Below are 13,633 nucleotides of genomic sequence, written 5' to 3' on the forward strand. Positions count from 1 at the left end.
CCATGCCCGCTGATCCCCAAAACGAGCCCCCCTGTGGTCCGCGTCACGTGGCCATCATCATGGATGGCAACGGTAGGTGGGCCCAGGCGCGCGGCCGGCCACGGCTGTACGGGCATCACGCCGGTGCCCGTCGGGTGCGCGAAGTGGTCGAAGCCTGCCCGGGGCTGGGGATCAAGTACCTGACGATTTTTGCCTTCTCGACGGAAAACTGGAAACGGACCCAGGTCGAGGTTGCCGGTTTGATGAGCCTGTTCAAGCGCTACATCATCAAGGAAACCCGAACACTGGCCCAAAACGGTATCCGTGTCCGATTCATCGGCGACAGGGTGCGGCTGGATGCCAAACTGATCGAGTTGATGGACACGCTGGAGCGCGAGACGTCCGACAATGACCTTGTCCACCTGACCGTCGCTCTCAATTATGGTGGTCGGGACGAAGTGGCCCGGGCAACCAAGCGGCTGGCGCGGGACGTTGCCGCAGGCAACCTGCGGCCAGAAGATGTCGACGAGGAAACGCTGCCCAGATATCTGGACACGCGCGTCCTGCCTGACCCCGATCTGGTCATTCGCACCAGCGGCGAGGCGCGGATATCGAATTTCCTTCTCTGGCAATCCGCTTACTCGGAATACGAATTCATCGACACGCTCTGGCCCGACTTCACCGCGGCCGAGCTGGAACGGCTGTGCAAGAGCTTCGGGTCGCGCGAACGCCGGTTCGGAGCAGTTCCGGCATGACGGACGGCCGATGGTCCGACCTCACCACCCGGGTGTTGTCTGCCCTGGTACTGGTCGCTATTGGAGCGGTCGAGGTTTGGCTGGGCGGACTATGGTTCGAGACATTTGTTGCCGCCGCGTGTGGTCTGATGACCTGGGAACTGGTTCGCATGATCGATTCCGATCGGATGGGCGTCGCGGTTCAGTTGGGTATCCTGACCGGCGTTGCCGTCATGCTCAGCTATCATGTTCCGCCGCTCTACAAACTGCCCTTTCTGATCGCGCCCGCACTGGTCGGGGCAGGGCAGGTCTCGCACTCACGCGGGATCTACGTGCTGTTTGCCATGTGGATTGCCTGTGCGGGTTACGGGTTTATCCAGATCCGCGAGACGATGGGGTTTGGCTGGATGGTCTGGTTGATCCTGGTCGTCGTTGCCACGGACGTAGCTGGGTACTTCGTGGGAAAGACGTTCGGTGGCCCGAAGTTCTGGCCGCGGGTCAGCCCCAAGAAAACCTGGTCGGGCACGGCGGGCGGCTGGGTGGCAGCCGCGCTGGTGGGCGCAGCCGTTGCCGCGTATGCCGGGTTTGGCTATCGGTTTGTTTTGGTTTCGGTCCTGGCCTCGATGGCCAGCCAGGCCGGTGATATCGTGGAAAGCGCCGTCAAGCGGCGGTTCGGGGTCAAAGACAGCTCGAACCTGGTGCCGGGACATGGCGGTTTTCTGGATCGATTTGACGGCATGATGGGTGCATCGCTGATGGTTCTGATCGCGTCGCTGGTCTATTCGCCCGGGGAAATCTGATGCGAAAGGTTTCGATATTCGGCGCGACCGGATCGATTGGCCAGAATACGCTCGATCTGATTGCTCGGGCCCCGGAGGATTACAAGGTGGTCGCCGTCACCGGCGGGGCGAATGTCCGGCAGTTGGCGCAGGACGCCCGCCGGCTGGGTGCGGAAGTGGCAGTAACCGCCTTTGACCAGCATCTGGATGATCTTCGCGATGCATTGTCCGGCACCGGGATCGAGGCCGCCGCGGGCGCAGCAGCGCTGATCGAAGCGGCCGCTCGCCCGGCAGACTGGGTCATGTCCGCCATTGTTGGCTCGGCCGGTTTGGCGCCGGGGCTTGAGGCGTTGAAGCAGGGCGCGACCCTGGCCTTGGCAAACAAGGAAACTCTGGTGTGTGCTGGCCCGCTTGTTCTGGAAACCGCGGAACGCCACGGCGCGCGTCTGCTGCCTGTCGACAGCGAGCATTCGGCGGTCTTTCAGGCGCTTGTGGGTGAAGACATGGATGCGGTTGAGCGCATCATCATCACTGCCAGCGGCGGCGCCTTTCGCGACTGGCCGGTCGAGAAGCTGGCCGGCGCTACGGTCGAGCAAGCTTCGAGCCACCCCAATTGGGACATGGGTCAGCGGATAACGATCGACAGCGCCTCGATGTTCAACAAAGCGCTGGAAGTGATCGAGACAAAAGAGTTTTTCGGGATCAACCCTGACCGGATCGAGGTTGTGGTCCACCCGGAATCCATCGTGCATGCTCTAGTCGGGTTTCGCGATGGCGCAGTGATGGCGCATTTGGGCGCGCCTGATATGCGGCATGCGATCGGCTATGCACTGCATTGGCCCGAAAGGCGCGACCTGCCGGTGCCGCGCCTGGACCTGGCCAAGCTGGGTCAGTTGCGTTTTCGTGATCCGGACCCGGCGCGTTACCCGGCCCTGCGGCTGGCCCGCGAGGTCATGCAGCGCGGTGGCCTGTCAGGCGCGATCTTCAACGCCGCCAAGGAGCGTGCGTTGGATCATTTCATCGGTCAACGCATCGGCTTTCTGGACATGACCGACGCCGTGGCCGCCGTTCTGGACCGTTTCGACGATGCAGGCGGCCTTATTGATGCCCCTTTGACCCTTGATAACGTCCTGAAAACGGACCATCTGGCACGTCAATGGGTTGATGACGCCGTACTTCGAAGAGCAGGATAAAATTTTGGACATACTCTCGCTGATCCCGCAATTTGGTGGGCTGGTCTATACGATTGCCGCATTTGTCGTGGCGCTGTCCGTCATCGTGGCGGTGCATGAATACGGGCATTACATCGTTGGCCGCTGGTCGGGGATCCATGCCGAGGTGTTCTCGTTGGGGTTTGGTCCGGTGCTTTGGAGCAGAATGGACAAACGCGGCACCAAATGGCAGATCGCTCTGCTGCCTTTTGGCGGTTACGTGAAATTCCTGGGCGATGCCAATGCGGCCTCGGGCAAGGACACCGAGACGATGGCCGAAATCACCACGCAGAGCCCCGAAGAATTGCGTCGGACGATGCATGGCGCACCGCTTTGGGCGCGGACTGCCACGGTTGCGGCCGGGCCGGTCTTCAATTTCGTTCTGTCTATCCTTGTCTTCGGCTTGATCTTCTGGTCGCAGGGCGTGACCCGCGAGCCACTGACGGTCGGATCGCTGAAACCTCTGCCGGGCACTGTGCAGGAGCTTCAGGAGGGGGACGAAATCGTTGCGATCGCTGGCATTCCCACGCCTGATTTCGATCAGGAGGGGGCTTGGACCGAGTTTACCGAGGCGCTGCCGGTGCTGCCGGTTCTCGAATACACTGTCATCCGCGACGGCCAGACCCTCGACGTGTCGGCCCCGTGGCTATTCCCGCCCTTGATCCAGCAGGTCGCCCCGCGCAGCGCTGCGATGGATATCCAGTTGCAGGCGGGCGACGTCATCACCTCGGTTGATGGCGACCCGATTTTTGCCTTCGAACAGCTCAAGGAAAAGGTCGAAAGCTCGGACGGAAAGGTGCTTTTGCTGGACGTCTGGCGCGACGGCGCCGAGTTGGAATTTGCACTGGCGCCGCGTCGCACGGATGAACCACAGGCGGACGGCGGCTTCAAAACCGAATGGCGGATTGGAATCGTCGGCGGCATGATGCTGGTCCCGGCGACCGAACCTGCGGGTCTAGTCGACTCGCTGCATGGCGGTGTCATCCAGACCGGCCGCATCATCGAGGGGTCGCTGTCCGGCATATGGCACATGGTCACCGGTGCGATCAGCACCTGCAACATGTCCGGACCCATTGGTATCGCGGAAACCTCAGGCGCGATGGCGAGCCAAGGGGCGCAGAGCTTCATCTTCTTCATCGCGGTTCTGTCCACTGCTGTAGGCCTGCTGAACCTGTTCCCAATCCCGGCATTGGACGGGGGCCACCTTGTTTTCTACGCCTACGAAGCAGTCGCGGGGAAACCGCCCAGCGACCGAGCTTTGCAACTGTTGATGGCGGTGGGCATCACGTTAATTCTCAGCCTCATGATCTTCTCGGTAAGCAACGACCTGTTCTGCTGATTGTGGCGGCATTGACGCGTTACGGTCGCAAAATTGCCTCAATTCAAACCTAGTTTGTTTGGTGTAATTTTGCCGAGACGTGCAATCAAGCGGGCTGTAACCAATGACCAAGGCATTGCGAAATTCCTATCGGGGCTTCAGCTTCCTGTTTGTATTGAACTGGGACGCGTTGCTGAGCTTTGGGCTGACCGCTTTGGCACTGGCAGGCGCCGCATATCTGGCCGGTATGTGATTCCCCATACCCAGCTGAACGACCCGAGCGCGACCGATCCGGTCGCGTTTTTCGTTTGTGCTTTTGACAAGGCCCATCAGAGCGGCTACTCAACTTCTAAAGTCCGAAATTCTAGGTAGAGACAAAAATGGCTTACAGGAGAGGCGCGGGCACATCCTGCGGTACTGCGCAACCGCACGACAATATTTTGTGGCGGGCACTAACGATTTTTTTCCTCTTTGCGGCAATGAGTTTTACGGCGGTACCGCAAGCCGCCCAGGCCCAGACCTACACGATTTCGTCGTTCGATGTTCAGGGCAACCGTCGCATTGAGACGTCCACCATCATCGCCCGGACAGGAATCACACCCGGTCAGACAGTCACTGCGGGCCAGTTGAATGACGCCTACCAGCGTTTGCTTGACAGTGGTGTTTTTGAGACAGTCGAATTGACCCCGCGCGGGAACACTCTGGTGATCGAGGTCGCCGAGTATCCGACGATCAACAAGATCAGCATCGAGGGCAATCGCCGCGTCAAGGACGACGTGTTGATCCAGGCAATCTCGTCGCAGCCTCGCCGGGTGTTCACCCCGCAGGTCGCGGAGTCCGACGCTGACAAGATCGCCGAAATCTACTCGGCGCAAGGGCGTGTGTCGGCCACTGTCATTCCACGGATCATCCGCCGCAGCGACAACCGGGTGGATCTGGTTTTTGAAGTCGCCGAAGGCACCACGATTGAGATCGAGCGCGTCAGCTTTGTAGGAAACCGCGCCTATTCCGACCGTCGTCTGCGCCGTGTCCTTGAATCCAAGCAGGCCAACATCCTGCGCACCTTCCTGCGCGGTGACACGTTCATTGCCGACCGCATCGAATTCGACAAACAGGTTCTGCGTGATTTCTACCTGTCGCGCGGCTATGTCGATTTTCGGATCAACAGCGCCAATGTCGAGTTCACGCGGGAGCGCGACGCCTTCTATCTGGTGATGAACATCACCGAAGGTCAGAAATTCTCGTTCGGCAACATCTCAACGGTCAGCGAAATCCCGGGCGTTGATGCGGCCGAGTATCAGAAGGCCCTCAAGATCAAACCTGGTGTCACGTATTCACCAACTCTGATTGAGAATTCGATCGCTCGGCAGGAACGTCTTGGCCTGAAGCAGGGCGTCGACTTCCTGCGAGTTGAGCCGCGCGTGACCCGAAACGACCGTGACCTGACGCTGGATGTTCAGTTCGTGCTGACCAGAGGCCCGCGCATTTTCGTCGAACGGATCGACATCGAGGGCAACACGACCACTCTGGACCGGGTCATCCGGCGCCAGTTCGACACGGTCGAGGGTGACCCTTTCAACCCCCGCGAAATCCGGCAGAGCGCCGAACGCATCCGGGCCTTGGGTTTCTTCTCGGTCGCGGATGTGGAAACCCGCGAAGGGTCCAGCCCCAGCCAGGTGATCGTGGACGTGGATGTCCAGGAGCAGCCGACCGGTTCATTGGCGTTGGGCGGCAGCTACTCGGTTTCCGACGGTTTCGGGATCGCCATCCGGCTTGAGGAACGGAACTTCCTCGGGCGCGGTCAGGAATTTGGCCTGACGCTGTCGACTGCGCAGGACTCTGAGCAGTACGTCATCAACTTTGCCGAACCGTACCTGTTGGGCCGGAAACTGCGTTTCGATCTGGGCTTTGGCCTTTCAAGGACCAATTCCAGCTTTGCCAGCTATGACACCAAGAGCGTGTTCATCAATCCGCAGCTCAGCTATGCGATTGGCGAACTGTCCTCGTTGCGGCTGCGTTACAACTGGAACAAGTCCGAGATGTCGCAGCAGGATGACGAGGTCAACGGGGCAGTCATCGCGTCGGAAATCGCGCAAGGCAAGCGTTCGACAAGCTCGCTGGGGCTGGCCTATGTCTATGACAGCCGACTGGGTGGTCTGAACCCGAATGCAGGTGTTCTGTTCGAGGTCGGCGTGGACGCGGCTGGCCTTGGTGGTGACAACAAGTACTTCAAGACCTCGACCCGGGCGATTGCCCAGACAAAGGTTCTGAACGAGGAGATGACGCTGCGGGCGTCCTTCGAGGCCGGCGCGCTCCATTGGCAGGGTGACGACTTCAGCCGGGCAATTGACCGTTATGTTCTGGGTCCGACAACGTTCCGCGGCTTCGAGCCGGCCGGTATCGGCCCTCGTGACCTGTCAAACGGGCAGGATGATGCGATCGGCGGCAACTACTACTGGGTCGCCCGGTTCGAGTCGGACTTCCCGTTGGGTCTGCCCGAGGAACTGGGGCTGCGCGGCGGTGTCTTCTATGACATCGGCAACCTGTACAACATCAACAATGTTGATACGACAGGTGCCAACATCGTCGGCGCAGATGGCTCGATCCGTCAGGTTATCGGCGTCTCGCTGCTGTGGGATACGCCGTTCGGTCCGCTGCGGTTCAACTTCTCGCAGGCCGTGAAGAAGGAAGACTTCGACAAAGAGCAGAACTTCGACTTTACCATTCAGGCACGGTTCTGACGTCCATGGTCAAAGCGATATCGAAGTTTGTACAGGGCCCGTCACGGGCCCTGTGTGTTTTGATCTTCTTGGTGGTGTCGCTCCCAGTGGCCGCCCAGCAGTTGGGTGTACCGCAATCCGGCGTGCTGACCATCTCCAGCGACCGGATCTTCACCGAGTCCGCATTCGGGCGACGGATTTTTGATGAGATCGAAGCAGAAAGTGCTGCGCTGGCCGCTGAAAATGAACGCATCGTTGCCGAGCTGAGCCGCGAGGAAAAAGAGCTGACGCAAAAGCGCGAAGTCCTGAGCCCCGAGGAGTTCCGCCCGCTTGCAGAAGCCTTCGACCGAAAGGTCCAGTCTCACCGCGAGGGGCAACGCGCGAAACTGGATGCTCTGGCCCGCCGCAGTGACGAGGCGCGCAATCAGTTCTTTGAGCTGGCCCAGCCCGTGCTCATCGACCTGCTGCGTGAAACTGGCGCGTCGCTGATCATCGAACGATCCAACGTATTTCTCAGCTCGGACGCCTCGGATGTTACGGCCATCGCCATCCGCAAGATCGACGCTGCCATCGGCGATGGATCACAGCTGGAAGAGGGCGACAAGCCATAGCGTGGCTTGCCCTTGGGTACGGGTATTGCTAACCACGCGTGAACGAGACCTCGAGAACAGGACATCCTGAAAATGACCACGGAAACCAAGAGCGCCGACATTCAGCTGATCCAGCGGATCCTGCCGCATCGCTATCCGTTCCTGCTGGTTGACAAGGTGGAAGAGATTGACGGCTATCAGTCGGCGGTTGGTATCAAGAACGTCACCATGAACGAGCCACATTTCCAGGGCCATTTCCCCGGAACGCCGATCATGCCCGGCGTGACCATCGTCGAAGCGATGGCACAAACCGCAGGTGTTATGCTGGGCGTCGGCATGGATGTCATCGACAGCGAACTGCTGATCTATTTCATGAATATCGACAAGTGCAAATTCCGACGCAAAGTGGTGCCGGGTGACGTGCTGAAAATGCATGTCGAAACCGTGCGCGGCAAGAAGGGCGGCAAGATCTTCAAGTTCAGCGGCCGTGCGACCGTTGACGGCGAAGTGGCGGCCGAGGCCGAGTTCTCGGCCTATGTCGATTGGGATATGGAAAAAACAGCATGAGCCGAATTCATCCCAGCGCGATCATTGAAGACGGCGCTCAGATCGGCCAGGACTGCGTAATCGGCCCGTTCTGCCATGTGGGGCCACAGGTGCGTTTGGGCGACCGAGTCGAATTGAAGTCGCATGTGGTTGTCACAGGGGAGACCTCGATCGGTGACGACTGCGTCATCTTCAACTTTTCGGTGATTGGTGAAATCCCGCAGGACCTCAAGTTCGGGGGCGAAAACACGCGGCTGGAAATTGGCAAGCGAAACCGCATCCGGGAACACGTAACGGTCAATACCGGCACCGAGGGTGGCGGCGGCGTCACTCGCATCGGCGATGACTGCCTGCTGATGGCCGGGGTCCATGTGGCCCATGACGTACAGATCGGCGACCGGGTGATCATGGTGAACCATTCCGGCGCCGCCGGCCACTGCATCGTCGAGGATGACGTGATCATCGGCGGCATTTCCGGTTTGCATCAATGGGTGCGCGTGGGCCGCGGCGCCATCATCGGTGCGCTGACCATGGTGCCCAACGATGTCATCCCTTACGGCCTGGTTCAGGCCTCGCGTGGCGAATTGGAGGGGCTGAACCTTGTTGGCCTGAAACGCCGTGGCGTTTCCCGGGCGGACATTTCGGCGCTGCGTGCGGCCTTTCGCGAACTGTCCGAAGGCGAGGGCACCTTCATGGACCGCGCCAAGCGTCTGGGCGACAGCACGGACAGCGACTATGTGCGTCAGATCGTGGAATTCGTGACGGGCGAAAGCGATCGTTCGTTCCTGACACCAAGGAAATAGGATCATGCTGGCTCTGATCGCGGGAACAGGGGTTTTGCCGGACGAACTGGTTGCGCACCTGCCGGAACGCCCCTTGGTTTGCGCGATGGAGGGATTTCAGCCCGACACTCTGACGCCAGACGTGACCTTCCCGCTGGAGCAGTTGGGCAGTTTTGTCGCCGAGCTCAAAGCGCGCGGCGTCACAGATGTATGCCTCGCAGGTGCGGTCCGCAGGCCAGACATAAACCCCGCCCGGATTGACGCGCAGACCATGCCCTTGGTTCCGATCATACAGCAGGCGTTGATGTCGGGCGACGACGGTGCTTTGCGGGCGGTGATCGGCATTTTGGAGGACGCAGGTCTACGCGTTCGGGCCGCGCACGAGATCGCGCCGGACCTGTTGCCTCCTCTCGGGTGTCTGACTCAGGCACAGCCGACCGAGGCGGAGCTGGGCGATGCAAACCGGGCCGTGGGTGTCCTGCGGGCCATGGGCGCTGCGGATATCGGACAGGCTTGCGTTGTTCACAAAGGCCAGGTTCTGGTTGTTGAAGGAGCCTTCGGCACGGCCTGGATGCTGCAATCGCTGGCCGCGCGCCCGGATGCGGGCGGTGGCATTCTGTTCAAGGGCCCCAAGCCTGGCCAAGACCGACGTGCCGATCTGCCTGCCATCGGCCCCGACACCGTATCCAGCGCCGTTGCGGCCGGTTTGTCCGGCATCGTCATCGAAAAGGGTGGGGTGATCGTGTTGGACCGGCTCCAAGTGATCGCGGATTGCGACCGCTTGGGCCTGTTCCTGCATGTGCACGAGCGGGCCGTCTGATGCGCGTCTTTCTGGTCGCCGGTGAACCGTCGGGCGACCGTCTGGGCGGTGCGCTGATGGAGGGGTTGAAGACCCTTGTTCCGGAGATCGAATTCGACGGGGTCGGCGGGCCGCTGATGCAGGCTCAGGGACTGGTCAGCCGCTTTCCGATGTCCGAGCTCAGCGTGATGGGCCTGGTGGAGGTTCTGCCCAAGTTCTTTGACCTCAAGCGCCGCATAGCCGAAACCGCTCAGGCCGTTCTGGATACCCAGCCCGACGTTCTGATCACAATCGACAGTCCCGACTTTTCGCTGCGCGTGGCCAAGCAGGTCAAGGCGCGCAGCAATATACGGACGGTGCACTATGTCGCGCCCAGCGTCTGGGCCTGGCGCCCCAAGAGGGCGGACAAAATGGCCAAGGTCATCGACCATGTTCTGGCCCTGCTGCCGTTCGAGCCGCCCTATATGGAAAACGCCGGAATGGAGTGCGATTTCGTGGGCCACCCGGTGGCCAGCGAGCCGGTTGCAACCGAAGCGCAGATTGCACAGTTCCGCGCCGATCACGGGCTGGGCGACGCGCCGATCCTGCTGGCGTTGCCCGGCTCGCGCCGGGGCGAGGTCGATCGGCTGGCGCCGGTATTCGGAGCGGCGCTTGACCTGTACCTGAAAGACCGCCCCGACATGCGGGTGGTGGTTCCGGCGGTCGCGCATGTGGCCGATACCGTAGCTGCCCATGTCCGGTCCTGGCCGGGTCAGCCGGTCGTGGTGGACCCGCGCAACATCGATACGGATCACGCGGTTGCCAGCAAGCGTGCGGCCTTTGCCGCCGCCGAGATCGCCCTGGCCGCGTCCGGCACGGTCTCATTGGAGCTGGCGGCCCAGTCCACGCCGATGGTGATTGCCTACAAGCTGACCTGGCTGACCCAGAAGATCGCCGAACGCATGGTCAAGCTGGATACGGTCACGCTGGTCAACCTGGTGTCCGAAACCCGGACAGTGCCGGAATGCCTGCTGGATGACTGCACGCCTGAAGCCATTTCCGCCGCGCTTGCCTCCGTGTCGGCCGCGCCGGACGCGCAGGAACAGGCTATGGCCATCACGATGGAACGTCTCGGCCGCGGTGGCGAAGCGCCCGGTCTTCGGGCCGCGCGCGCGGTGTTGGAGCGGATGACGCCGTGATGCTGGACTATGTGGTCTTTGCGGCCTCGGCCTTCATGGCGCAGGTGCTGACCAATCTCGACAACCTCATGGCTCTGGTCGCCCTGATGATCGTCACCGGTCCGCAACGCGCGGTTCTGGGGTTCCTGCTGGCACAGGGGCTTGTGATCGGCGCGGCTTTCCTGCTGGCGCTGGGGGTCGAAGATGTTGTGCCGCACTGGGCGGGCTACCTCGGCGCCATCCCTCTGGCCTTGGGGCTTTTTGGGGCCGCTCGACAGCTTCGCGGAACAAATGCGCAGGACGCGCCCGCAGTGCCGGGCAGCGCCTCGGCGCTTGTGACAATGTTGTTGTTCACAAGCCTTTCGATGGACACGTTTGCGGTCCTCGCCCCCTTGCTGGCGGACTCGACCCCCGATTTCCGGCTGGCAGGTGTGCTGGGGGCAGGTCTCGCCGCGCTCTCCCTTGCGATCGTGGGGCTGATCGGTGGGCGCGCCCAGATCATGACGGGGCGCCTGGCGCAACGGCTGGAGTACCTCGTGCCTTATGTCATGGTCTGCGCCGGGCTTTATATCCTCAGCAATTCATGGACCGACGCGGTTCAGTAACCGCGCCAGATCCAGCCGCCGCCAAAGATCCGGCTGCCCCCGGTTTCATAGAACACGCAGGCCTGCCCGGGCGAGACGCCTTCTTCGGGCGTCAACAATTCGACCTCGGCGGTGGTGTCGGTCAGCGGACGTATGATCGCCTCGCGCGGGGGGCGGGTCGAGCGGACCTTGACCGAAACATGCCATTCTTTCTGCGAGGTGAAGGGCGCATCTCCCAGCCAGTTGATCTCGCGTACGGGGATGGTGCGGGTGGCCAGCAGTTCCTTTGGGCCGACGACGACCTGCTTGCGATCCACGTCCAGCTTGACGACATAGAGCGGCTCGCTGAGCCCCCCGATGCCAAGACCGCGCCGCTGGCCGATCGTGTAGTGGATCACGCCCTCATGCTGGCCCAGAACGCGACCGTCGGCGTGAACGATCTCGCCGGGCTCGGCCGCGCCGGGGCGCAGTTTCTCGATCACGCTGGCATAGTTGCCGTTGGGGACGAAGCAGATGTCCTGGCTGTCGGGCTTATCGGCTACGCTCAGCCCGTATTGCGCGGCCATCTCGCGGGTCGCGTCCTTGGACGGCAGATGCCCCAGCGGGAAGCGCAGGAACTCCAACTGCTCGGGCGTGGTTGAGAACAGGAAATAGGACTGGTCGCGGTTGGCATCCTCGGCGCAGTGCAATTCGGGGCCATTGGGACCCATTTTGCGCTGGATGTAATGGCCGGTCGCCATGCAGTCGGCCTCGAGATCCTTGGCGGTTTCCAACAGGTCCTTGAACTTGACGCGCTCGTTGCAGCGGATGCAGGGCACCGGAGTCGCGCCGGCCAGATAGCTGTCGGCGAACTCGTCGATCACGGCGTCCTTGAAGATGTTTTCATAATCCAGAACGTAGTGTGGAAAACCGCGCTCCTCGGCCACGCGACGGGCGTCGTGGATGTCGATCCCGGCACAGCACGCACCCTTCTTGGCCAGCGCCGCCCCGTGGTCATACAGCTGCAGGGTTACGCCAACAACGTCATAACCCTGATCCGCCAGATACGCCGCCACGACCGAGCTGTCGACACCGCCCGACATTGCGACGACCACCCGCGTTTCCGACGGGGGTTTGGCAAAGCCAAGCGAGTTCAGAGGGGTCTCGGTGTCGAGGGCCATGGGCTGTTCCAGTCCGGGTTAAGAAAGACCGGCAGAATATAGGAAAATTCTACGCACTCTCAAGGGGCGGTTTCACCGCGCATTAAGTAGACTGCCGTCAGCTTTGTGGCACCAGAAAAAGGGTCGAAAGATGTATTTGCACAAAGTTGAGGGACCAAGGTCAGTTACCCTGCCGGATGGGTCTGTTTTGTCCCGAGCGGATTTGCCGCCTGCGGATATGAAACGCTGGGTCGCATCAAGAAAGGCCATTGTCGTTCGAGGCGTGCTTTATGGATTGATCTCGTTGTCGGACGCCAAGAAACGATACGGCCTGAGTGACGAAGAGTTCAACACATGGGTGTCTGCAGTCGCCGAACACGGAATCGAGGCCTTGAAAGTGACGGCGCTAAAAAAATATAGACAACTTAAAGGCGAAAGCGAAAAAGTGATTCAACGGTAACGTCAGATTAACCATTTGTGATCAGGGTTAACCCGAACTGGAATAGTTGAGCTGAATTGGAGCAGTGCAATGCGAATTCTTCTTGTCGAGGATGATCCGACCACGTCAAAAAGCATCGAGCTGATGCTGACGCATGCCAACCTGAACGTGTATGCGACGGACCTGGGCGAAGAAGGCATAGATCTGGCCAAGCTGTATGACTACGATCTGATCCTGCTTGACCTGAACCTGCCGGACATGAACGGACATGAAGTCCTGCGTCAGTTGCGCATTGCAAGGGTTGAAACGCCGATCCTGATCCTGTCCGGAGCCGACGACACCGAAAGCAAGATCAAGGGCTTCGGTTTCGGGGCCGACGACTACCTGACCAAACCGTTCCACCGCGAGGAGTTGGTGGCGCGGATCCATGCGATCATCCGCCGATCCAAAGGTCATTCGCAATCGATTATCCGAACCGGACGAATCGCGGTCAATCTGGATGCCAAGACGGTCGAGGTCGACAATCAGGCGGTGCATCTGACCGGCAAGGAATACCAGATGCTGGAGCTTCTGAGCCTGCGCAAGGGCACGACCCTGACCAAGGAGATGTTCCTCAACCACCTTTACGGCGGCATGGACGAGCCGGAACTCAAGATCATCGACGTTTTCATCTGCAAGCTGCGCAAAAAGCTCAGCAACGCCACGGGCGGCGAGAACTACATCGAAACGGTGTGGGGCCGAGGATATGTATTGCGCGATCCCCAGACGGACACGGTGGAAAACACCCGCTTGGCCGTCGGCGCCTGAAAACCTGACCCATCTGCCACCGCGGTCCAGGGTGGCATTCGCACTCACG

Annotated in this window: 15 protein-coding genes; 14 read left to right on the forward strand and 1 reads right to left on the reverse strand. The window is 60.7% G+C overall.

All coding sequences use genetic code 11. The annotated features are described in order from the left end of the window. Positions 1–2 precede the first annotated feature (2 nt). The 12 genes from uppS to ACR0EF_RS05485 all read left to right on the forward strand — a co-directional run bounded on the left by uppS (position 3) and on the right by ACR0EF_RS05485 (position 11,220). A complete protein-coding gene (uppS, locus tag ACR0EF_RS05430) occupies positions 3–734 on the forward strand; it encodes a polyprenyl diphosphate synthase (RefSeq protein ID WP_170357748.1) in 732 nt (243 codons plus the stop codon). Continuing rightward, entirely contained in the window at positions 731–1,513 is a 783-nt protein-coding gene (locus tag ACR0EF_RS05435) for a phosphatidate cytidylyltransferase (protein ID WP_170338692.1), read from the forward strand. Before uppS ends, ACR0EF_RS05435 begins: the two co-directional genes overlap by 4 nt. Next, positions 1,513–2,685 carry a 1-deoxy-D-xylulose-5-phosphate reductoisomerase gene (gene dxr / locus ACR0EF_RS05440; protein WP_170371102.1) on the forward strand — a complete coding sequence of 391 codons (1,173 nt, stop codon included), beginning with the start codon at positions 1,513–1,515 and terminating at the stop codon, positions 2,683–2,685. Before ACR0EF_RS05435 ends, dxr begins: the two co-directional genes overlap by 1 nt. Before the next feature lie 4 nt (positions 2,686–2,689). Next, a complete protein-coding gene (rseP, locus tag ACR0EF_RS05445) occupies positions 2,690–4,042 on the forward strand; it encodes an RIP metalloprotease RseP (protein ID WP_170371105.1) in 1,353 nt (450 codons plus the stop codon). A 103-nt stretch (positions 4,043–4,145) separates the two neighbouring features. Beyond that, complete coding sequence (locus ACR0EF_RS05450) at positions 4,146–4,274, forward strand: hypothetical protein (RefSeq protein WP_254920122.1); 129 nt, start codon at positions 4,146–4,148, stop codon at positions 4,272–4,274. A gap of 127 nt (positions 4,275–4,401) precedes the next feature. Further along, on the forward strand, positions 4,402–6,762 hold the full coding sequence (bamA, locus tag ACR0EF_RS05455) for an outer membrane protein assembly factor BamA (protein ID WP_170371099.1): 2,361 nt from the start codon (positions 4,402–4,404) through the stop codon (positions 6,760–6,762). Between the two features lie 71 nt (positions 6,763–6,833). Beyond that, positions 6,834–7,352: an OmpH/Skp family outer membrane protein gene (locus ACR0EF_RS05460; RefSeq protein WP_367646387.1), complete on the forward strand. Its 519-nt coding sequence runs from the start codon at positions 6,834–6,836 to the stop codon at positions 7,350–7,352. Positions 7,353–7,424: 72 nt separating this feature from the next. Continuing rightward, positions 7,425–7,898: a 3-hydroxyacyl-ACP dehydratase FabZ gene (gene fabZ, locus ACR0EF_RS05465; protein ID WP_170339263.1), complete on the forward strand. Its 474-nt coding sequence runs from the start codon at positions 7,425–7,427 to the stop codon at positions 7,896–7,898. Next, positions 7,895–8,680, forward strand: coding sequence for an acyl-ACP--UDP-N-acetylglucosamine O-acyltransferase (lpxA, locus tag ACR0EF_RS05470; RefSeq protein ID WP_170371095.1), 786 nt, complete (start codon positions 7,895–7,897; stop codon positions 8,678–8,680). Before fabZ ends, lpxA begins: the two co-directional genes overlap by 4 nt. Positions 8,681–8,684: 4 nt before the next feature. Further along, positions 8,685–9,479, forward strand: a complete 795-nt coding sequence (locus ACR0EF_RS05475) for an LpxI family protein (protein ID WP_170371101.1) — start codon at positions 8,685–8,687, stop codon at positions 9,477–9,479. Continuing rightward, entirely contained in the window at positions 9,479–10,636 is a 1,158-nt protein-coding gene (gene lpxB, locus ACR0EF_RS05480) for a lipid-A-disaccharide synthase (protein ID WP_170371091.1), read from the forward strand. Before ACR0EF_RS05475 ends, lpxB begins: the two co-directional genes overlap by 1 nt. Then, positions 10,636–11,220 (forward strand): hypothetical protein, encoded by a 585-nt coding sequence (locus ACR0EF_RS05485; protein ID WP_174820234.1) that lies wholly within the window; start codon positions 10,636–10,638, stop codon positions 11,218–11,220. The genes lpxB and ACR0EF_RS05485 overlap by 1 nt, the downstream gene beginning before the upstream one ends. On the opposite strand, the gene mnmA is transcribed toward ACR0EF_RS05485, so the two are convergent. Beyond that, a complete protein-coding gene (mnmA, locus tag ACR0EF_RS05490) occupies positions 11,214–12,359 on the reverse strand; it encodes a tRNA 2-thiouridine(34) synthase MnmA (protein ID WP_170371089.1) in 1,146 nt (381 codons plus the stop codon). The genes ACR0EF_RS05485 and mnmA overlap by 7 nt on opposite strands. 130 nt (positions 12,360–12,489) lie before the next feature. On the opposite strand from mnmA, the gene sciP reads away from it, so the two are divergent. Continuing rightward, on the forward strand, positions 12,490–12,798 hold the full coding sequence (gene sciP / locus ACR0EF_RS05495; RefSeq protein WP_170371098.1) for a CtrA inhibitor SciP: 309 nt from the start codon (positions 12,490–12,492) through the stop codon (positions 12,796–12,798). 69 nt (positions 12,799–12,867) lie between these two features. Continuing rightward, a complete protein-coding gene (gene ctrA, locus ACR0EF_RS05500) occupies positions 12,868–13,584 on the forward strand; it encodes a response regulator transcription factor CtrA (protein ID WP_170339250.1) in 717 nt (238 codons plus the stop codon). Positions 13,585–13,633 lie beyond the last annotated feature (49 nt).

The organism is Ruegeria sp. CG8 (genome assembly GCF_056537165.1).